The organism is Mycolicibacterium hodleri (assembly GCF_025822245.1).
Lineage (GTDB): Bacteria > Actinomycetota > Actinomycetes > Mycobacteriales > Mycobacteriaceae > Mycobacterium > Mycobacterium hodleri.
In genome coordinates, this window is the sequence record NZ_JACKTL010000052.1 from 81,268 (window position 1) to 99,633 (window position 18,366).

Genomic DNA, 18,366 nt, shown 5'->3' on the forward strand with positions numbered 1-18,366 from the left:
GGTCCTTGTAATGTGACTCACATGTCCAAGATCAAGGTCGACGGCACGGTCGTCGAACTCGACGGCGACGAGATGACCCGCATCATCTGGAAGCTGATCAAGCAGACGCTGATCCTGCCGTATCTCGACGTCGACCTCGAGTACTACGACTTGGGCATCGAGCACCGCGACGAGACCGACGACCAGGTGACCGTCGACGCGGCCAATGCCATCCTGCGTCACCACGTCGGCGTCAAGTGCGCCACCATCACGCCGGACGAGGCCAGGGTCTCCGAGTTCGGGCTCAAGCAGATGTGGCTGTCGCCCAACGGCACCATCCGAAACATCCTCGGCGGCACGATCTTCCGTGCTCCGATCGTCATCCACAACGTGCCCCGGCTGGTGCCCGGCTGGACCAAGCCGATCATCATGGGCCGGCATGCGTTCGGTGATCAGTACCGGGCCTTCAACGCGAAGGTCGACGGGCCCGGTACGTTCACCGTGACGTTCACCCCGGCCGACGGCAGTGAGCCGATGGTGCACGACGTGGTGCAAATCCCCGACGAGGGCGGCGTCATCATGGGGATGTACAACTTCAAGAAGTCGATCCAGGACTTCGCCCGATCGTCGTTCAGATACGGTCTGCAGCAGAACTATCCGGTCTACCTGTCGACCAAGAACACGATCCTCAAGGGCTACGACGGGATGTTCAAGGACGAGTTCCAGCGCATCTTCGACGAGGAGTTCAAGGCCGAGTTCGACGCCAAGGGCCTGACCTACGAGCACCGCCTCATCGACGACATGGTGGCCTCCTGTCTCAAGTGGGAGGGCGGCTACGTCTGGGCGTGCAAGAACTACGACGGCGACGTTCAATCCGACACCGTCGCACAGGGTTACGGCTCACTCGGGTTGATGACGTCGGTCTTGATGACACCCGACGGGCAGACCGTCGAGGCGGAGGCCGCGCACGGCACCGTCACCCGGCACTACCGGCAGCACCAGGCGGGCAAGCCGACCTCGACCAACCCGATCGCCTCGATCTTCGCATGGACCAGGGGCCTGGCCCATCGGGGCAAGCTGGACGGCACCCCGGCGGTCGTCGAGTTCGCCGAGACCCTCGAGGAGGTGGTCATCGGCACCGTCGAGGGCGGCTACATGACCAAGGATCTGGCGCTGTTGATCGGACCGGAGCAGAGCTGGCAGACCAGCGAGGAGTACCTGGCCACCATCGCCGATCACCTCAAGAGGGCCCTGGCCTGACCCGATGCCCTAACCCGCCGGCGGAATCTCCCGTTCGCGTTCGGCGAGCGACCCGACGAAGTCGGCGATCAATTCGGTGACCCGACCCGGCGCCTCCAGCATCGGGATGTGACCGAGGCCCTCGAGACGGACCACCTGGGTGTCGGGCGGCAGGTTGTCGATGAGATATCGGTTGCCGCGCGGGGTGGGGAAGACCCGGTCCTTCTCGCACAGCACCAGTTGCGTGGGGACCGCGACGTTGGCCAACTCCAGCAGTCCGGGCAGGCGCAACGTCTTCACCAAGAGCTGGAAGTAGGCCGAGCAGTGCGTGGCGTCGTCGACGAGGTCGACCAGATCCGGATGGCTTGGCCCGTCCGCCGGACCGCTCACGGCCAGCGTCGCGATGCGTCGCGCAAACGGCAGGCCCAGGATTCGGGGGCCCAGCAGGCGCGCCGCCAGCAGCACGGGCCCGCCGGCGAGGAACTTCAGCACCGTCTCGTACTTGGTGGGCGAGTGTTGCGACCAGCCGCCGGCCGGCGCGATCGCCGTCACCGACCGGGCGCGGCCGCGGCGCTCCAGCTCGAAGGCCACCCAGCCGCCCAGCGAGTTGCCGACGACGTGGGCGGTGTCCCAGCCCAGCTCGTCCATCCGTCGTTCCACGTCGTCGACCAGATCGGACGTGCCCATGAACCACGAGCTCGCCTTGGGGCCGCCGTGGTGGCCGACCATCGTCGGTGCGAACACCTCGTACTCGCCGGTGTCGGCCAGCTGCTCGGCGACCGTGCGCCACACCGCCTGCGAGCACAGGAATGGATGCAGCATCAGGATCGGCTCTCCGCCGGGGTCGCCGAGGTGGATCGGGTCACGCGTCGTCATGTCGCCGACCCTAAGGTGATACCGGCGGTACCGCAAGAATGGTGACGGGCTCGTCGGCTAGGGTCTGTCCCTCGTGATCGTCAGCACCGTCAACGTCAACGGCATCCGCGCCGCCGTCAAGGAACGCTCCGCCGAGAACCTCGGCCTCCTGCCCTGGCTCGACCAGACGTCGGCCGACGTGGTCTGTCTGCAGGAGACCCGCGCCGACGACGATCAGCTCGCCGAGGCCCTGGCCCCTGCCCTCGGCGGCGGCTGGCACCTGGCGTCCGCCGATCCACACCTCAAGGGCCGCAACGGTGTTGCCGTGTTGAGCCGGCACCCGATCACGCGCACCCTGATCGGTCCGGGTGCCAACGAGTTCGCCGCTCACGGCCGCTACGTCGAGGTCGAGACCGCCGGCCTCACCGTCGCGAGTGTCTACGTGCCCACCGGGGAGGCCGAGACGGAGCGTCAGCGCGAGAAGGAGCGCTTCCTGGCTGCGATCGCCGCGAGGATGGCGGTCCTGCTGCGCGCGGGACGCGACGCCGTGCTGTGCGGCGACTGGAACATCGGTCACACCGAGAACGACATCAAGGATGTTCGCGGGCACTAATGTTGGCCTAGGGCGCTGACCTGCGACAACGCCGCTGTTAATTGCATCACAACGAGTGTTTGGCTACGTCCAGTCAATGGAGTCGGCAATGGCCTTGCGGCGGATCTCTTCGGCGCGGGCGGCGTTGACATACGCATCCGCCTCGTCCAGTGCTTGCCGCTCGGCTTCGTGACCATTGGTCTCGACTGCTGCCACGAACGCCTTGATGTCATCGCGGGCGGCGGCGACCTCTTCCAGTGTCGTGTCGGAAATCATCAATGTGCGCGGCAAGGTCTGCGGGTTGGCCCCGCTAATACCCAACGGGCGGGCACCGGTCTGATACGCGGTGGTGTTGATCCACTGGCGCTCAAAGTCGGTCAGTTGCCGATTGAGGGTCAGGCGCACGGTGTACTTCTCCGAGTCGTAGCGCCGACCCTCCGGGGTGTGGGCTTCGGTTCCCACGATCTTGAGCGGTTCGTGATTAGGCATGGCAATCAACTTACTCGGCGCAACGACAGCAGTCTGACGTGCACGAAGGGACCATTTCGCGTTGCGTTCGGCACGGGAATCCGCGGACATGGTTAAGTCTGGAAAGTAGAGGAGGTCTCAGGTGGTTGAGATGAACGTTGCGCAACTGTCGGGTGAGCCGGATCGGGGCAAGACGTGCTTCGTGGCGTCCCCAATTGGACCGGACAACTCGGAGATCAGGAAGAGGAGTGACCTCATTCTGGAACACGTCATCGCGGAGACGGTTCAGCCGATGGGTTACACAGTCAACAGGGCTGATCAACTCGCCGTCGCCGGGTCAATCACGACTCAGATCATGAGCCACGTTGTATCGGCGGATATCGCGATCTTCGACCTGACCGGCAACAACGCCAACGTTTTCTACGAACTCGCCATCCGGCACGCCGCCAATAAGCCTTACATCCAGATCAGCGATGGTTCGCCCCTTCCGTTCGACGTCACGGTCTACCGGACTATCCCACTCGATTACCAGGACCTCGAAAGCGTTGCCCAAGCGAAGCGCACTCTCCAGGAGATGGTCTTAGCTTACGAGCAAGGCGCTCTCGTTGAGACTCCGTTAACGAACGTCCCCGATGTGCCGACACTGCTCGGGAGTGGAGACTTAATTGGCTCCCAACTTTCGACGGTCATCAACCTTGTAATGAGCCTGCACGGCGACATGCGGGGCGTCAGTTACCAACACACCATCGACATTGAGGATGTGCCGGTTCTTCAACGGTTCATCCAGGCGTACGCGAATAGCGGTGAGGTACCAGTTGAGAATCGCACTGTCCTTGAGAACGCTCTGCGATCACCGCACCTCAAGGAATGGGCGCAGGGCTTGCCTATCGAGAACGTCTCGCCTGCCGTGGACTCAGGCCAGGGGTAGTGGCTTAACCTTCTCCCACAGTGCGCGTTCTGAGTCGGTGAGCGCCACGGGCGTCATTGCGGGTACGCGGTGGCCGTGGGGCATCCGGATCAGGCAGGTGGGGCAGTGAGTGGTCTCCGATGAATTCATGGCCAGGACACTAACTCCGCGCGCACGAATCATCAAGCAGTGCAATATGTTTGGGTGCCACAAAGCCCTCCTTCCCCCGATGATGTGGGCACCCAAAATGCACAAACCCCCGCTGGCGGACCAGCGGGGGTTTGGCGGTGCTGCCAGGTGGAGGACGGCGCACACACCCGAGACCGACTCTCGGGAAGTATGTGCCCCTGCATCGGTCCCATCCGACCAGGGGCGTGCGGCGGGGGATTGAGTCCCGCCTGGCCACCGATTGGCAGGCTGCCTTACAGCCTTGCGCCGTGAGGCGCGTTCGGTGGCGTGTTGGGTGCCGCCCGTGTTCATCCCCGTCATAGGACTATTGGACGGACGGCAAGTCTTCTAGTTCGCGCTGGCGGTTATCCAGCAGTAGCGGGCCGGTGATCCCGTCAACGAGTGCGGCCTGCCCCAGATGGTGGGGCCGGTGATCGCGAACCGTTGGCCGTCCAGCTCGACCACGTCACCCGCCTGCGGGGATATTTCCGACGACGCGGGCCAACCGATCAGACCAGCGGTCGACACAACATCACCGCGAACGGCCAGGGTGTCCGACGTGCGGGCACCGATGATCATTCCGTCGATGGTGCCGAGCTTCGCGCCGTCACCGCTGAGGCGAACGGCGTTGCCGTGCTGGTCGACCGGGTCTCCATGTGCGTCCCGCTTTGATGCGCGGTAGACGGTGCCGATCACAGTGCCCGTACCCGGTACCGGTTCAATGTCGACTGCTCACCGACTGAGAACCCTTGGAACGCAGACCGGTAACTCACCGAGGACGGTCCTTCGGTCTCGTCGTACAGCAGACCTGAACTGTTGCTGATCAATCGTGCTGACGCGGTGAGGATGGCCGCTGCGATGTCCTCGGCAGGTCCGTCGGCGGTGAATCCCTGTCCACGGGTGTAGGACTTCGCGAGTGCCGTCACCACTTGGAGTACCGCCGTGGCCTGCGTTGAGTTCACGGACCTGCCGAGGAACGCGGCGAGAGCGGCACTGTCCGGTGCCGCCATTGCTAGCTGGCCTTGTAGAGCTGGACTGCCGCCGCGTGTGTGGTCAGCACGTCGTAGCGGGAGACGGCGCGGATGCCGATGCTGTCCTTGGTGCCAAGTGCCTCAGTGAGGACCACGACCGAGGAGTCGATGTCACGACCAACCCAGATGTGCGACGTGTCGAGGATGGCCACACTGTTGGCGGGTACCGCGGTGGTGGTCACCACGGCCACGCCGAAGAGGTTCTGCTGACCAACGGCGAACGCAGCGGCGGGGTCGATCACGTAGCGGTTGTCAGTGCTGGACACCTTGATCTTACGAAGCGCCGCATACGTAGTCGGACGCATCACGAGAACCGTTGGGGTCACATAGCTTTCGGCCATCTCGGCCAGGGCGTCGATGAGCACGTCGGGATCGGTCAGCAGGTCAGCGGAGCTGGTGGCGGTCACGCCGTGCAGGACGCCGGTGATGGAGTCGGCGGTGCCAGCGCCGTTCCAGAGGGCGGCGTCGAGGACCACGGCGGCGTCCTCAACGATGCGCTGCTGAAGTACCGACTCCAGGTTGAGCTGAGCCATGCGGATCAGCTCGTTGGACACGGCGGTCAGCGACTTGATGCCGACTCGCTCAGTGGGCAGTAGCACCTTCTCGGTGAGGCCGACGTTCTGCTGAGCGATCTCGTCGCCGGGGGCGGTGAACGCGGCTGCCGGTGCGGTGGTCGCCGACAGCGGAATGCGCAGCGGTGCGGCGGTGTCCACGATGTTGATACCGGGCAGGGACAGGAAGGTGGACTTCTCCTGCAGGGGGCCGACGACGGCCTGGGACAGTGCAGCGTTGATTGCCGACGTGTTGCCGGTGGGAATGGCGATTGCCATGAGGGAATCTCTTTCCGAGATAGAACTTTTCATCGCATGCGGCTAGGGCATCACGCCCTGCATTGCGGCGGACATCACGTCCGGCGGGAATGGGCATCGCACCCGAAATGAGAATGGCGCGGGAATCACTCCCGCTTCCACCATTATCTCATGGAACTACACGAACGACTTGAGGGTTGAGATGAGATTCCCCGGCTGCGCACCTTGGTCCTTCGCCCCCTGCCCGACGTTGCCGTGCGGGGTGCGGGCGGCGTAATGCGGCTTGCGCGTGAGGAGTTCGTCGATTGCGGCGCTCAGCGCCTCGGGGTCGTCCAGATGAGTGGGGTCGAATCCAAGTTCGGCGGGATCGGCCAGGCGTCCCGTCTGGCGCACCAACTCGGTGTGCAAGCGGGTGGCCAGAGTGGTGGCCTTGTGCCGGTGGTCGATTGCCTCTTTCTTGAGACCGTTGACATAGTCGGCGTCATAGGTCTTCGGTTCGTCGGCGGGATCATCGGCGATGACCTGGGCGGGATTCTCGACAACCTCTTGGGCGTTCTCTTCTGGCATGCCTGTCCTTATGTGGTGCGATTGCGCACCCCTGGGAGCGACGCTGAGCGACTTTGGGGTGCGGGTGGAGTGAGTGGGGCTAACGGTCCTGCAGACCGGCTACGTAGCGGCCCATGGTGATGTCGCGGGCATTCTGTGCGTCGGAGTTGATTTCGGCCATCTCACGTTCGATCTGGTCCTGCGACAGGCCCATTCGCGCCAACAGCAGGCGACGACTCATGACGCCACTGCCCATCAGCTTCGCGGCGGCGTCGGCGGCGGCAGATTCGCTGCGCACATCGAACGGCCCCCAGATGGCTCGCACCTTGACGGTCCGTACGTCCACGCCGTGTCGGATGGCGTAGACCAGGCGAGCCACCTGCTCATGGGAACGCCCGAACAACTTGGCCTTGCTCTCAGCCCGCGCGGTCAGACCAGCTTCCGCAGCTTGCATCGCTTCACTGGTCGACGGATTGGCCGTGGTGACACCCGGCCATGTGCGGCGGCACGGCCGAGACGGTCATGATGGCCTGCACCCAGATGTCTACAGAGGTGCGGAATCCCGCCAGGTTCGCGCCGTCGAGCTGGCCGAACCGGGCCTGGTCATTCGCCGAGAGCATCGCCCGACTGCCCTCCGGAATAGGATTGACCGACCGGGTACTTGGGTTGCCGTCGTCATCAAGTACGGGGTTGCCGTCAGCGTCGAGAATGACCTCCTCAACCGCTTCGATGCCCGTGGCCCAACGGCGCGGGCGGGCCGTGAACTCCTGCGCGACCGCGAGATCGGCAATGGTCTTGGCGAGTCCGTCGATGAGGCACTTGAGCGGTTCGATCTCCGACTCGCCTGAGTACTCTAGGTACGGGGTGCCTCGCCAGGTCGAGGGCAGGAGGTCAGCGTTGGTGAAGCTGACGATGGGAACGACGCCGAGCGTGTTCGGAACTGTGTCGAGTAGCTGGAACTCCCCGCCACCGTTCGGGGTGTTGCTTCGCCAATGTTCCACGGTCTCGGCAGTGAAGAGCCAGACATCGGTATGTCCGTCGGTCGCTGGCGTGGTGTTCACCGTGACCTGCTTAATACCGGCGACGATCTTGCGGGTCACGTCGTCGCGCTTGACGGTCACGGTCTCACCGGACTCGATGGTAATCGTGGGATTGCCCTGCTCGTCGGCCCACACCAGGGCGAACGCCTCGCCCTGCAGGAGAGCTTCACGGTGCAGGGTGTCTGCAAGCTGGTCGTAGTCCAGGGCCAGCAGATCGTCCCAAACCGGCACGCCGTCAAAGCCATTCAGCCGCACCCGCTCTGTCAGTGCGGTAATCGACACGCGAGCGAAGTTGACCGACAGTGTCCCGAAGCGGCTGCCCAGTGCGGCACGGGCTTCGGGGGCCAGGAACGCCAGAGGTTGCTTGCCATCCCAGTAGGAACGGTTTTCGGATCGACGGTGCAGACCGGCTGACAGGCGCTGCTGCATCTCGATCAGTAGGGGTGAACTCACGACGGGAAACTCCACGCTTTCTTTGACTTCTTCGGCTTGGTGGCGTGCCAGGTGGCCCGCGATACCGCCATCACGGCGGTAACTGCGGCGTCGATACGGCCCGCATGTCGGGACCGGTTGGCCTTCACCAGTCGCCCACCGCGCCCGTCCTCTGTCAGGACGGCGTTGTTCAGGTGCTCGCCAATCAGTGGGTGGGCTGAATGACTCAGTTGTTCGTTGCGGCAGGCGTCAAGGAATCCCGAGGTGGCTGCCGACATGCGGGAGATGCTTTGGGGAAAGTCCCTGACGGGCAGGCCATCTGCCTCCAGCACAGCCAGGGACCGCTGCCAGCGGTAACTATCGGCGGCTATCTCGACTACGTCCCAACGGCGGCACGCGTCTCTGATGGCCTGCTCCACCTCCAGGATGGGCACGCGGTACTCGGTGTCCTTCGGATCAGGCCGACCCCACCACTGGATGAGCTGTACGTGTGGCTTGGGCGAGACCGTCGCGGCCACGAGCACCGTGGCGTCGGTACCGCTGTAGCTTCCATCGAACGCGATGACTACCCGCGATCCGGCGGGAATCTCTCCCCCGTCAGCCAGGCCGTCCCATACCCCAGGTGGCAGCGGCGGGTCACTGTTCGTGTGAACGGGCTGGCACAGCCGAGCTCGTCGGAAGTTGGCCTCGCTCGTCTTGGGTGGCAGCAGCGCCTGGAGGGCGTCGCGGTAGAGGTAGTCATCCAACGCCGGATTGGCTAGCTCCCAGCAATGCGCACAGTCAACGGGATGGACGTGCTCGAAGCCCGCTGCGCTGAACTCAACGTAGACCTGCGAACCGTCCTCCGGATGCTCCTGGGCATAGGCGCGAAGCTGCGCCAGGACGTTGTCCTCCCGTGGGCCGGGTGTACCAATGCCAATCAGCGTCGATCGCTCCCGCTTGCCCGACGCCAAGGCGATCACCTGCCACGTCTCGGGATCCTGTCGTCCGATCTCGTCGCAGATTGCGAGCGAATAGTCAAGACCCTCAAGGGATGCCGGGGTGGACGGCAAGCACTGGAACGAGGCACCGCGACTCGGCACTACCAACTTGTCCTTGAACGCTTGCACCCGCGACTCAAGCTCAGGGCACAGCTCGACCATTCGGCGGGCGATACCGAAGACAATGCCTGCCTGGCGCTCGTCAACCGCCGCGACGATGACCGTGGCTCCCTCGCCACCGGTCATCAGTTCGTAGAGGCCCAAAGCAGCGACGAGAGTGGATTTTCCTTGCCCACGAGGCAGCGCCCATCCGGCAATGCGGGGAGTCCGCTCGGCGTCTAGAACGCTACCGACTAGCTCTATCTGCCAGGGGCGAAGCCGAAGTGGAGCGAGCGCCCCCGCGCCCTTCGGAACCCTGATGAATCGGAGGCAAAATGCCTCGAAGCGCGCGGAACCCGAAGAGCGTGGACGCCACGGCAGCGGCGAAGCGTCCACAGCTCTCTTTGGGCCGGCACTCATGACAGCATTGCTCCTATGGGGTGGTTTGAGACGTTGACGCAAATCGGAGGGTTAGCGGGGCTAGGAAGTCTCGGCGTGAATCTGCTGAATTGGCGACGGGATTCGCGTAAGCCCTACACCGAAGACCAGCGAGAGAAGCGCAAGGAACTGGGCGAACACATCGACAAGGTGGGCGAGCTGTGTCGGGAGGCACTCGGTCTCGCAAATGGGGGGCACATGCTCAATGAGGGCATTCGATCCGAACTATGGACCGAGTACAACGCCCTCATGGTTTTGCGCAGGACGCTCCTGGTTCCTAATGAGCGACATCTATCGGTGCTCATAGACGCCATCCTCGGCGTGATGAATTGGGCCGTTGACGTGGAGAGTGACCTGCAGTTTGTAGTGCCTGCCGACGAGCGGGCGAAGCTGGTCGAGGGGGCAATGACGAACTATCAGAACGCGCTCCGGCGTGCATTGCGCACAACCTCGTCGATGAACCGGCACCTCGACCGCATGACACAAGGAAAGCGGTTCAGCGCCTATCCCTTGAAGTCGCGGTTCACCCTGCCAAGAGCCGCCGAGAAGTAGCACTGGTGGCCTCTGACAGACTGCAAAAATGGCATTCACGGTCGTACACAAGTCAGGAAAGCGGACCTACAAGTCCGATAAGAACACCTACGAGGTCATGGAAAGCGGTGTCCTCCACATCACGATGGATAACAAGGACGGCACCCAGACCGCGCATCACTACCTCGCACCTGGCGCATGGGTCGAACTGGCCGACGACAATCTAGAAGGCGGTTCCTCTGCCGCGACGATGACCGATGTCTAGCTCGACGCCCAGAGAGTAATTGGCTTCGCGCTTTGCATCGTCCGTCCTGCGGCGAGGCAGCTTGGGGCACCCCGCCACCCCTTTGCTGATCGCCGGGGCTGTGCGCCACGCTGGCAGGCGTTCAGGGGTTTGCTGGAGAGATGGACCTGGGGCGCTGCGATGCTGCGCTACAGGCGATCTGAGGGCCTGTTGACGTTGCTGCCGCGAGCGTTGCCCTTGGCGACATTGCATCGGAGGCATTCCACACTTAACAGACCTGACTCGAAGTCGGCGAGGGTCAGCCGTCTACCGCTGGCGAGCTTCGCCCAAGCGGCTGGGGTGTGATCCACCCCAAGCGGGTTGTCGGCGGTGTTCGGGGCTCCGCAGGTTGTGCACCAGGGTTGCTGCTGTCTCGCTAGTCGGCTCAGCACGGTCCATCGGTGGTCGTAGCCACGGGCGGTGGCGCTAGGCTGGGGCGTTCGGGGTAGCCGACAGTCACGGCACCGTGAGCCGGTCGCGATGTCGGTCCCGCATTCGATACATGCTCGCGGGAGTGCGTCGGCCACTAGCCCAGTGAGTCGAGGTACGCCGCGTTGATGGCACGTTCCCGTGCCGCCAGCTCGGCGTCACGTTCGGCGAGGAGCTGACGAAGCCATGCGGACCTCAGCTTCTCCTCGGCCAGCAGCTCGGTGGGGTCGGTGATGCGCGGCGTCGACTCATAGTCAGCCATGGCGATATAGCCCATCAGTTCGTCCTCTTTGTGTAGTCGCGGGGAATGGCGTAGGTCAGCAACGGCTGGAATGGTTTGTGGCACAGAGCGACTACCTCAGCTGAGCCGCGTGACGTGGACGCGTGAGCATGCTGACAACCGCAAAACGGACACTGGACTACGACGAACTTGCCGTTCATCTTGACGAGCTTCGCGGCCTGGACCGCCCCGGCTGGTGCGGTCACACCGTCACCACGCCATGCCCCCGCATGGTCCGCTGCCGCTGATCCGCCCGGTATGCGTCGAGCCCGCTTCGCGGGTAGACCAGGCGCTTGCCTAGCCGCCAGGAAACCGGACCCTCACCCGTCCCCCGAAGCTGATACAGCCGGGACGTGCCGAGGCCGAGATACGAGGCGGCCTCCTCGATTGTGAAAAGTTCATCGGTGTGCGCCACGGGTCTGCTCCTACTGGTGAGTGGCTTCTGTATTACGGGCTCGGGAGAGGGGATAACGTCTCTGTCCCCATTGCCTCCATGTCCCGTGTTCTCCTCGGGTATAGGGAGTCGAACTACGCTGAACACCAATCGAATTCACGATGGGGGCCAACCGTCTTGGTGTTCTGGGGCTTCGCCGTTCGCTCTTGGGCATACATGCGTCCCAACGGGATTGATCTTTTGCAAGATCGGCCTGGGGGTCGCTCACAGCTCAACGCTGCTTAGGTCTGGGACGATAGGCACCCGGTTGTCCACCACGCTCAGTTATGGCGCTGAGCCTGCCCGCCTTACTGCTCAGGTACTACTAGCCCACTCTGATCGGACCCGGTCGGCCAGTGCGATGAATCGCACGTCTGCCGCCACGTGCTCCCTTGTGCGCTATGACGTTCCGCGTCCATCCCCGCTGAGCGGGAAGGTGCGTCACGGTGAAGGTGCGCCCGCCAATGACTCTGGTCTCGGACATGTAGCTCGCACCCCCTTCTACTACTAATTGTAAGCCACAACTTTAATCTCGGGGAGTTTGCTATCGCCAACTCCGGTCTTCATCAGGTTAGGGGGGGCGATTTAGGGATTACAGGGGAGCGTGTTCCGCCTTGCGCCACGCAACGACGATGTGCTCGGGATGCCAGCCGCGTCCACGCTTGGTGGGGTGCACCGTTACGACCATGAGGGCGTCGACCACGGCTCGTTGCCTGTCCACATTCAGCGCGGCCCACGCTGCGCGTACGTCAAGTACACCGATTAGGCCGTCGAAGATCCGTGCGGCGTTGGCGTCAATCATCTGGGCTTCGATGGCGTCCAGCTTCGCCTGTGCGGTTCGGGTGGCGCGGCCTACCTGTGCAACGGTCCAGCCCTGCTCCAGGGCGTCGGCCAGTTCATCTAGCCGCGAGTGGATCGAGGCGGCGTCGGCCCGAAGCAAGTTCATGTCCACGGCTTCGCTTGCGATGAGGTCGGCCGCATCATCGCGTGATAGACGCTCAACCACTCGGTCGGCTATCAGCGCGTTGACCTTCGCGAAGTCTCGGGCCAGCTTGCGGCATCCGACGGCCTTGCACATGTACACCTTGCGCTGCGGGTGTGAACGGTCACCGCAGGTGCCAACCCCCATGGGCCGCTGACATTCTCCGCAAAGCATCAGACCCGTCATCAAATGAACTCGGACACGCTTCCCGTTGCGGCGGCTCGGATCGTTGAGGATCGCAGCCGCGGATTGCCACACGTCGTTCGTAACGACAGGTTCCCACTGCGCCGGGTACTCATGGCCGTGGTACTCGCGGATGCCTTTGTAGCGGGCGTTCAGCAGGACACGGCGCACGCTCGACCCCACCCAACGGTTGCCACCCTTCGCCGTGAACAGGCCAGCGTCGTTCCACGTCTGCGCCACACGGAACAACGTGGCACCTTGCAGCACCGCCGTGTACGCCTCGCGAACAGCGTCGGCCTCGGGTGGCATCAGGGCGTCGTCGGCGGTGTATCCGAACGCGCGGGTACCCCACCCCTTGCCCGCCTCGGCGCGTTGCCTCAAGGCCCGCAACTGGCGTGCCGTGCGGCGTTCGCCTTCGTTCTCCGCGACGGCACCGAGGATCTTTGCGTTCAGCCGCCCCGCGTCGGTGCCCAAATCGATGAGCCCCGCCTGATGGGTGGTGATCGTGACGCCTCTCGCGTTGCACAGGTCGATCAGGGGGAGGAGGTCGGACAACTTCCTGTAGAGCCGGTCAGGGTGCCACGCGACGATTGCACCGATGGCTCCCGCTTCGATGTCGGTGAGCATCTGTTGGTACGCAGGGCGCACCCCACGGGTGGCACTACGTTCGTTGTCGGTGTACTCGACGGGTGTCCATCCGTTGGCTTCGATGAGGGCTAGGCAGTCCTCACGTTGGCGGTCGATCCCTAGCTCGCGGTCGGCGGACATCCGCAGGTAGCAAGCGGTTTTCATGCCGCGACGATAAGGTGCCCTCGGGCAGCGTTAATCGACATCAAGGCCTGGAAGGCAAATCAGAAGAAGGCCGGCTTCCTGCCCGCCGAGCGGCAGTGGGTGACCGATCTGCTGGCCACAGGCTGGGTGGACGTAGTCCGGGCGATGCATCCCGACGTTGCGGGCCCGTACAGCTGGTGGTCGTGGCGTGGCAAGGCGTTCGACAACGACGCGGGGTGGCGCATCGACTACCAGCTGGCCAGCCCGACACTGGCGCGTCGCGTCGTCACCGCTCGGGTGGAGCGGGCCGAGGCGTATGCGCTGCGCTGGTCCGACCACGCCCCGGTGACCGTCGAGTACGCCTGACCCAAGATCACGGCGGATGACGGGGGTGGAAGGATCAACGCCATCATGAGTGCCTCGAATCGGCGCGTCGTCTTCTCCGGCGTGCAGCCCACCTCCGACTCCCTCCACCTCGGCAATGCGTTGGGGGCGGTCAGTCAGTGGGTCGGACTGCAGGACGGCTACGACGCCTTCTTCTGCGTCGTCGACCTGCATGCGATCACGATCCCGCAGGACCCCAAGCTGTTGCGCCAGCGCACCCTGGTGACGGCAGCGCAATACCTCGCGCTGGGGGTCGACCCCGCCCGCGCCACCGTCTTCCTGCAGAGCCACGTGCCCGCGCACGCCGAATTGGCTTGGGTGCTGGGCTGTTTCACGGGTTTCGGGCAGGCGTCGCGGATGACGCAGTTCAAGGACAAGTCGCAGAAGGAAGGCGCTGAGGCCACCACCGTCGGCCTGTTCACCTACCCGGTCCTGATGGCGGCGGACGTCCTGCTCTACGCCACCGACCTGGTGCCGGTCGGTGAGGACCAGCGTCAGCACCTCGAGCTCGCCCGCGACGTGGCGCAGCGATTCAACGCGCGCTTCCCCGGCACGTTCGTGGTGCCCGAGCCCATGATCCAGAAGGCGACGGCCAAGATCTACGACCTGCAGGACCCGACGGCCAAGATGAGCAAGTCGGCCGCCACCGACGCGGGACTGATCAGCCTGCTCGACGACCCGAAGAGGACCGCCAAGAAGATCCGGTCGGCGGTGACCGACAGCGAGCGCGAGATTCGCTTCGACCGGGAGGCCAAGCCGGGGGTGTCCAACCTGCTGACGATCCAGTCGGCGGTCACCGGCACCGACGTCGACGCGCTCGTCGAGGGGTACGCCGGCCGCGGGTACGGGGACCTCAAGGCCGACACCGCCGACGCGGTCGTCGAATTCGTGACGCCCATCAAGGCCAGGGTCGACGAGATGCTGGCCGATCCCGCGGAATTGGAGTCCGTGCTGGCTGCGGGCGCACAGCGGGCGAACGAGGTGTCTGCAAAGACGCTCGTGCGGGTATACGACCAATTGGGATTTCTCAACAAGCGTTCCTAGGCCACCAGGAGACCGGCGTGACCGAACCGGCCGAACCCGGCGTATTGGACCGGCTCCGAGCCAGGTACCACTGGTTCGACCGCGTCATGCGCGCGCAGGGGCGCTACGACGAGAGCAAGGGCGACTTCTACGCCGCCGGCATCACCTACTTCACGATCTTCGCGCTCTTTCCCCTGCTCATGGTCGCGTTCGCGGCCGGCGGGTTCGTGCTCGCCAGCCGGCCGGATCTGCTGGGGACGGTCGAGGCGAAGATCATGGGGTCGGTGTCCGGTGACCTCGGGAAGCAACTCGTCGACCTGATGAAGTCGGCCATCGAATCGCGTACCTCGGTCGGCGTCATCGGACTGGCCACCGCCGCTTGGGCGGGGCTCGGCTGGATGGCCAACCTCCGGGAGGCGCTCAGCCAGATGTGGGGGCACCAGCGAGGGGAGCCCGGCGGCTTCGTGAGCACCAAGCTGTCGGATCTGCTGGCGCTGCTCTCGGCCTTCGTGGCGATCGTCCTCACCGTCGCGCTGTCGCTGCTGGGCAACAAGACGGTGATGAGCAACGTCGTCGAGTTCCTCCGCATCCCCGAGTTCACCGGGTTGGGAGTATTGCTGCGCATCGCGTCCATGGTGGTGTCACTCGGCATCTCCTGGCTGCTGTTCACCTGGATCATCGCCCGGCTGCCGCGGGAGTCGGTGAGCCTGCGCAGCGCCGCGCGGGCCGGTCTTCTCGCGGCGGTGGCCTTCGAGGTCTTCAAGCTGGTGGCCTCGGTCTATCTGGCCTCGGTGATTCGCGGGCCGGCGGGCGCCACCTTCGGTCCGGTCCTCGGTCTGATGGTGTTCGCCTACATCACCGCCCGCCTGATCCTGTTCGCGACCGCATGGGCCGCCACGGCGCCGGACAATCTCGCGGCGGCACCGGTCGGGCCGCCCGATCCGGCCGAGATCGTCACCCGGGTGGAGATGCACGACGGGCTCGGCGTGCGGGGAGCCATCGCCGCGGTCGGTGTCGGTGCGCTTGGCGCCCTTGGCCTTTCGCGGCTGACGCGGCGGCGTTAGCGCCGGGATTCGGTGGGCCGCCGGTTGAGCGACCGGGCACCCATGATGAGTCCGAGCACGACGACCGAGCCGACCACGCCCACTCCGACTCGAACGGGTACGGCGTCGGCGCTCGCCAACGGCGACGCCGCCACGTCCTGAGCGGGGACGTTGTCGCCGAGCGGGTTGGCCGCCCGCACCGTCAGCGACGGATCGGGGTCGATCAGCGTGCCGACCTTGGTGCCGGGTGCGGTCGCGAACCCGTAGTCGAGCAGGTGCGCGGCCTGCTCCCAGGGGGCGATCGGCAGCCGGGTGCCGTGCAACATGATCACCACGAGACGTCGGCCGTCACGCTCGGCCGCTCCGACGAACGTCTGCCCGGCGTCGTCGGTGTAGCCGGTCTTGCCGCCGAGGGCGCCGGGATAGTTGTAGAGCAGCTGGTTGTCGTTCTCCAGCTGGTAGCCGGGGCTGTCCTCTTGGCCGTCGCGGGGGTGACCGGGGAAGTCGTATGTCTTGGTGGCCACGACGTTGGCGAACACCGCGTTCTGCCAGGCGTATCGATAGAACAGCCCCAGGTCGTAGGCCGAGGTGCTCATGCCAGGGCCGTCGAGGCCGGACGGGGTGGCGGCGCGGGTGTCGCGGCCGCCGAGCTTGCCCGCCAGGTCGTTGATCTTGGCCAGGGCGGTGTCCATCCCCCCGAGCTGGACGGCCAGGGCGTGTGCCGCGTCGTTGCCGGAATGCATCAACAATCCGTGCAGCAGGTCGTTGACGGTGTACTTGCCACCCTTGTCGACGCCGACCCGGGTGCCCTCGGCGGCCGCGTCGTCGGAGGTGCCGATGACCTGCTTGTTGATGGGGAGCTCCCGCAGCGCCTGCGTCGCCACCAGAACCTTGATGATGCTGGCCGGGCGGTGCCTGCCGTGCGGGTCTCTGGCCGCGACGATGTCGCCGCTGTCGAGGTCGGCGACCACCCACGCCTCGGCCGACACGTCGTCGGGAACCGGCGGGGTTCCGGGTGCGGTGATGATTCCGCATCCGGACAGGGCGTCGCCGCCGAGCGGCTTGGCGGGCACGGGCAGCGGTGCGGGCGGGTCGCCGGACTCGGGCACCTCGGAGGAGTCGACGGCCGGGGGCGTCACCACCCGGTACGGGCAGGCGTCGTCGGCGTTGGCCAGCGCTGGGCTGCCGAGCAGGCAGAAGGCTGCCAGGAGGGGAGTGGCTACCAACGCAGCAGCGCGTCGGGACACGGTGTGAAACGTCGCCATGGTGTCTGCAGGTTAGGCGACGGCCGCGGGTTTCCGGAGTTGCCACGCTGTTACCAAAGTGGCCGGTGCTACCCATGGGAATGCGCCCTGCGCCGACCGCACGGTTGTTCACGCACCTTCTCGGGCGATGCGTACGACAACCGTGCAGTCGGCGTCGGGTCAGGGCAGGTCGAAGTAGGCGATGGTGGCCGCACCAATGCCGCCGAGCCACACCCGATTGCCCTCCTGGACGACGCCCGTCGTCGCCCCGAAGGAGGGGTCGTCGGCGCGGAACTGTGCGACCACGTGTCCGTCGCCGGGGTCGAGGCCCAGCACCCACGCCACCGGCTTGACGCCGGGCAGCCAGTGATAGGGCAAGCGCCACATCAGCTTTCGTAGGATCGGGGCCATGGTCACCAGTCGCTCGACGAAGGCGTTGCGGCCGGACACCATGGCCACCCAGATGCGGCCGTCGGGACCGGTCGAGATGTTGTCCGGGTAACCCGGCAGCTCCTCCACCCACGGCGTGACGGTGCCCGCGTCCGCGCCGGTGAGCCGAAACTTCGACACCCTGGCGGCGAACGACTCGGCGAACACCACCGCCGACTCGTCGGAGGTGAGCGTCACGCCGTTGGCGAAGTGCAGCCCCGACGCCAGCCGCGTGACCGTGCCGTCGGGGTCCCGTCGGAACAGCGACCCCGAACCCCGCGCCTCCAGGACCGCTCCCTTGTAGTGCTCGTAGTGAAAGCGGTCGGTCGACTCCGTGAAGAAGAGGGTGCCGTCCGATGCCTCGACGACATTGGAGCAGAACGTCAATTGCCTGCCCTCGAAGGAGTCGACCAGTGTCTCGACTGCGCCGGTGGTGACGTCCATCGCCAGCAGCCCGCGATGGCTGTCGCACACGAGCAGCCGGCCGTCACCGGCGACGGCCAGGCCTAGCGGACGACCACCGGTGTTGCCGACGACCTCGGGTGTCCCGGACTCGGCGTCGACGCGCAGGATGTCGCCGCCGACGACCCCGGTGTACACGCCACCGCGGCCGTCGACGACCACGTCCTCTGGCGCGAAGCCCGGCAGGGCGACGATTCCGAGCCGAGCCGAAAGGTCGGGCTCGGGAAGGCGCCTGGACCGGGGAGGTTGCCACCGGACGGGATCGATCGACGGTCGCGGTACCTGGGTCACCGCCACGAGGCTACC

The 18,366-nt window shown here is 65.1% G+C and carries 20 protein-coding genes and 2 pseudogenes; 8 read left to right on the forward strand and 14 right to left on the reverse strand.

Features of this window, described 5'->3' with window-relative positions; translation table 11 throughout:
• The first annotated feature begins 21 nt into the window (after nucleotides 1-21).
• Nucleotides 22-1,239: an NADP-dependent isocitrate dehydrogenase gene (locus tag H7J06_RS22195; protein ID WP_275079744.1), complete on the forward strand. Its 1,218-nt coding sequence runs from the start codon at nucleotides 22-24 to the stop codon at nucleotides 1,237-1,239.
• A 9-nt stretch (nucleotides 1,240-1,248) separates the two neighbouring features.
• Here the strand turns inward: H7J06_RS22195 and ephH are convergent, their stop codons facing one another.
• Nucleotides 1,249-2,094: an epoxide hydrolase EphH gene (gene ephH / locus H7J06_RS22200; protein WP_264041325.1), complete on the reverse strand. Its 846-nt coding sequence runs from the start codon at nucleotides 2,092-2,094 to the stop codon at nucleotides 1,249-1,251.
• A gap of 73 nt (nucleotides 2,095-2,167) precedes the next feature.
• Here ephH and H7J06_RS22205 point away from each other — a divergent pair.
• A pseudogene (locus H7J06_RS22205) lies at nucleotides 2,168-2,683 on the forward strand (exodeoxyribonuclease III); the annotation flags it as partial.
• A 66-nt stretch (nucleotides 2,684-2,749) separates the two neighbouring features.
• On the opposite strand, the gene H7J06_RS22210 reads toward H7J06_RS22205, so the two are convergent.
• On the reverse strand, nucleotides 2,750-3,154 hold the full coding sequence (locus H7J06_RS22210) for a hypothetical protein (RefSeq protein ID WP_264041326.1): 405 nt from the start codon (nucleotides 3,152-3,154) through the stop codon (nucleotides 2,750-2,752).
• A gap of 121 nt (nucleotides 3,155-3,275) precedes the next feature.
• On the opposite strand from H7J06_RS22210, the gene H7J06_RS22215 reads away from it, so the two are divergent.
• Nucleotides 3,276-4,061, forward strand: a complete 786-nt coding sequence (locus tag H7J06_RS22215; RefSeq protein WP_264041328.1) for a hypothetical protein — start codon at nucleotides 3,276-3,278, stop codon at nucleotides 4,059-4,061.
• 495 nt (nucleotides 4,062-4,556) lie between these two features.
• On the opposite strand, the gene H7J06_RS22220 is transcribed toward H7J06_RS22215, so the two are convergent.
• The 7 genes from H7J06_RS22220 to H7J06_RS22250 form a co-directional block, all read right to left on the reverse strand.
• On the reverse strand, nucleotides 4,557-4,904 hold the full coding sequence (locus H7J06_RS22220) for a hypothetical protein (protein ID WP_264041329.1): 348 nt from the start codon (nucleotides 4,902-4,904) through the stop codon (nucleotides 4,557-4,559).
• On the reverse strand, nucleotides 4,901-5,218 hold the full coding sequence (locus H7J06_RS22225) for a hypothetical protein (RefSeq protein ID WP_264041331.1): 318 nt from the start codon (nucleotides 5,216-5,218) through the stop codon (nucleotides 4,901-4,903). The genes H7J06_RS22220 and H7J06_RS22225 overlap by 4 nt, the downstream gene beginning before the upstream one ends.
• A gap of 2 nt (nucleotides 5,219-5,220) precedes the next feature.
• On the reverse strand, nucleotides 5,221-6,069 hold the full coding sequence (locus H7J06_RS22230; RefSeq protein ID WP_264041332.1) for a phage major capsid protein: 849 nt from the start codon (nucleotides 6,067-6,069) through the stop codon (nucleotides 5,221-5,223).
• Between the two features lie 156 nt (nucleotides 6,070-6,225).
• A complete protein-coding gene (locus H7J06_RS22235; protein ID WP_264041334.1) occupies nucleotides 6,226-6,615 on the reverse strand; it encodes a hypothetical protein in 390 nt (129 codons plus the stop codon).
• 79 nt (nucleotides 6,616-6,694) lie between these two features.
• A complete protein-coding gene (locus tag H7J06_RS22240; protein WP_264041336.1) occupies nucleotides 6,695-7,048 on the reverse strand; it encodes a phage portal protein in 354 nt (117 codons plus the stop codon).
• A 4-nt stretch (nucleotides 7,049-7,052) separates the two neighbouring features.
• Complete coding sequence (locus tag H7J06_RS22245) at nucleotides 7,053-8,102, reverse strand: phage portal protein (RefSeq protein WP_264041338.1); 1,050 nt, start codon at nucleotides 8,100-8,102, stop codon at nucleotides 7,053-7,055.
• Nucleotides 8,084-9,565 (reverse strand): terminase large subunit domain-containing protein, encoded by a 1,482-nt coding sequence (locus H7J06_RS22250; RefSeq protein ID WP_264041340.1) that lies wholly within the window; start codon nucleotides 9,563-9,565, stop codon nucleotides 8,084-8,086. Before H7J06_RS22250 ends, H7J06_RS22245 begins: the two co-directional genes overlap by 19 nt.
• Nucleotides 9,566-9,640: 75 nt before the next feature.
• Here H7J06_RS22250 and H7J06_RS22255 point away from each other — a divergent pair, with 75 nt between their 5' ends.
• On the forward strand, nucleotides 9,641-10,135 hold the full coding sequence (locus H7J06_RS22255) for a hypothetical protein (RefSeq protein WP_264041341.1): 495 nt from the start codon (nucleotides 9,641-9,643) through the stop codon (nucleotides 10,133-10,135).
• Nucleotides 10,136-10,163: 28 nt separating this feature from the next.
• On the forward strand, nucleotides 10,164-10,379 hold the full coding sequence (locus tag H7J06_RS22260; RefSeq protein ID WP_264041343.1) for a hypothetical protein: 216 nt from the start codon (nucleotides 10,164-10,166) through the stop codon (nucleotides 10,377-10,379).
• 544 nt (nucleotides 10,380-10,923) lie between these two features.
• Here the strand turns inward: H7J06_RS22260 and H7J06_RS22265 are convergent.
• From H7J06_RS22265 to H7J06_RS22275, 3 genes are all read right to left on the reverse strand, one after another.
• Nucleotides 10,924-11,088, reverse strand: a complete 165-nt coding sequence (locus H7J06_RS22265; protein WP_264041346.1) for a hypothetical protein — start codon at nucleotides 11,086-11,088, stop codon at nucleotides 10,924-10,926.
• A gap of 220 nt (nucleotides 11,089-11,308) precedes the next feature.
• Nucleotides 11,309-11,521, reverse strand: a complete 213-nt coding sequence (locus tag H7J06_RS32455) for a helix-turn-helix transcriptional regulator (RefSeq protein ID WP_264041348.1) — start codon at nucleotides 11,519-11,521, stop codon at nucleotides 11,309-11,311.
• 610 nt (nucleotides 11,522-12,131) lie between these two features.
• Nucleotides 12,132-13,496, reverse strand: a complete 1,365-nt coding sequence (locus H7J06_RS22275; RefSeq protein WP_264041350.1) for a recombinase family protein — start codon at nucleotides 13,494-13,496, stop codon at nucleotides 12,132-12,134.
• A gap of 36 nt (nucleotides 13,497-13,532) precedes the next feature.
• Between H7J06_RS22275 and H7J06_RS22280 the strand changes: the two are divergent.
• The 3 genes and pseudogenes from H7J06_RS22280 to yhjD all read left to right on the forward strand — a co-directional run.
• Nucleotides 13,533-13,841 (forward strand): annotated as a pseudogene (locus H7J06_RS22280) (exodeoxyribonuclease III); the annotation flags it as partial.
• Between the two features lie 45 nt (nucleotides 13,842-13,886).
• Complete coding sequence (trpS, locus tag H7J06_RS22285) at nucleotides 13,887-14,903, forward strand: tryptophan--tRNA ligase (protein ID WP_264041352.1); 1,017 nt, start codon at nucleotides 13,887-13,889, stop codon at nucleotides 14,901-14,903.
• Nucleotides 14,904-14,920: 17 nt separating this feature from the next.
• Entirely contained in the window at nucleotides 14,921-15,946 is a 1,026-nt protein-coding gene (yhjD, locus tag H7J06_RS22290; protein ID WP_264041354.1) for an inner membrane protein YhjD, read from the forward strand.
• Here yhjD and H7J06_RS22295 read toward each other — a convergent pair.
• Together H7J06_RS22295 and H7J06_RS22300 are read right to left on the reverse strand one after the other, a co-directional pair.
• Complete coding sequence (locus H7J06_RS22295) at nucleotides 15,943-17,190, reverse strand: D-alanyl-D-alanine carboxypeptidase family protein (protein WP_264041356.1); 1,248 nt, start codon at nucleotides 17,188-17,190, stop codon at nucleotides 15,943-15,945. The two genes, yhjD and H7J06_RS22295, sit on opposite strands and share 4 nt — an antisense overlap.
• A 159-nt stretch (nucleotides 17,191-17,349) precedes the next feature.
• The gene (locus tag H7J06_RS22300; protein ID WP_372515386.1) at nucleotides 17,350-18,351 is read right to left on the reverse strand and encodes an SMP-30/gluconolactonase/LRE family protein; all 1,002 of its coding nucleotides are present in this window, start codon (nucleotides 18,349-18,351) and stop codon (nucleotides 17,350-17,352) included.
• Nucleotides 18,352-18,366: the final 15 nt, after the last annotated feature.

What these genes read in the sequence shown, in the direction of transcription:
- trpS (WP_264041352.1), top strand. Translation starts at nt 13,887, where the DNA reads ATGAGTGCCTCGAATCGGCGCGTCGTCTTCTCCGGCGTGCAGCCCACC.
- H7J06_RS22225 (WP_264041331.1), bottom strand. Translation starts at nt 5,218, where the DNA reads ATGGCGGCACCGGACAGTGCCGCTCTCGCCGCGTTCCTCGGCAGGTCC.
- H7J06_RS22275 (WP_264041350.1), bottom strand. Translation starts at nt 13,496, where the DNA reads ATGAAAACCGCTTGCTACCTGCGGATGTCCGCCGACCGCGAGCTAGGG.
- H7J06_RS22250 (WP_264041340.1), bottom strand. Translation starts at nt 9,565, where the DNA reads ATGAGTGCCGGCCCAAAGAGAGCTGTGGACGCTTCGCCGCTGCCGTGG.
- H7J06_RS22230 (WP_264041332.1), bottom strand. Translation starts at nt 6,069, where the DNA reads ATGGCAATCGCCATTCCCACCGGCAACACGTCGGCAATCAACGCTGCA.
- ephH (WP_264041325.1), bottom strand. Translation starts at nt 2,094, where the DNA reads ATGACGACGCGTGACCCGATCCACCTCGGCGACCCCGGCGGAGAGCCG.
- H7J06_RS22210 (WP_264041326.1), bottom strand. Translation starts at nt 3,154, where the DNA reads ATGCCTAATCACGAACCGCTCAAGATCGTGGGAACCGAAGCCCACACC.
- H7J06_RS22265 (WP_264041346.1), bottom strand. Translation starts at nt 11,088, where the DNA reads ATGGCTGACTATGAGTCGACGCCGCGCATCACCGACCCCACCGAGCTG.
- H7J06_RS22295 (WP_264041356.1), bottom strand. Translation starts at nt 17,190, where the DNA reads ATGGCGACGTTTCACACCGTGTCCCGACGCGCTGCTGCGTTGGTAGCC.
- H7J06_RS22240 (WP_264041336.1), bottom strand. Translation starts at nt 7,048, where the DNA reads ATGCAAGCTGCGGAAGCTGGTCTGACCGCGCGGGCTGAGAGCAAGGCC.
- H7J06_RS22260 (WP_264041343.1), top strand. Translation starts at nt 10,164, where the DNA reads ATGGCATTCACGGTCGTACACAAGTCAGGAAAGCGGACCTACAAGTCC.
- H7J06_RS22195 (WP_275079744.1), top strand. Translation starts at nt 22, where the DNA reads ATGTCCAAGATCAAGGTCGACGGCACGGTCGTCGAACTCGACGGCGAC.
- H7J06_RS22235 (WP_264041334.1), bottom strand. Translation starts at nt 6,615, where the DNA reads ATGCCAGAAGAGAACGCCCAAGAGGTTGTCGAGAATCCCGCCCAGGTC.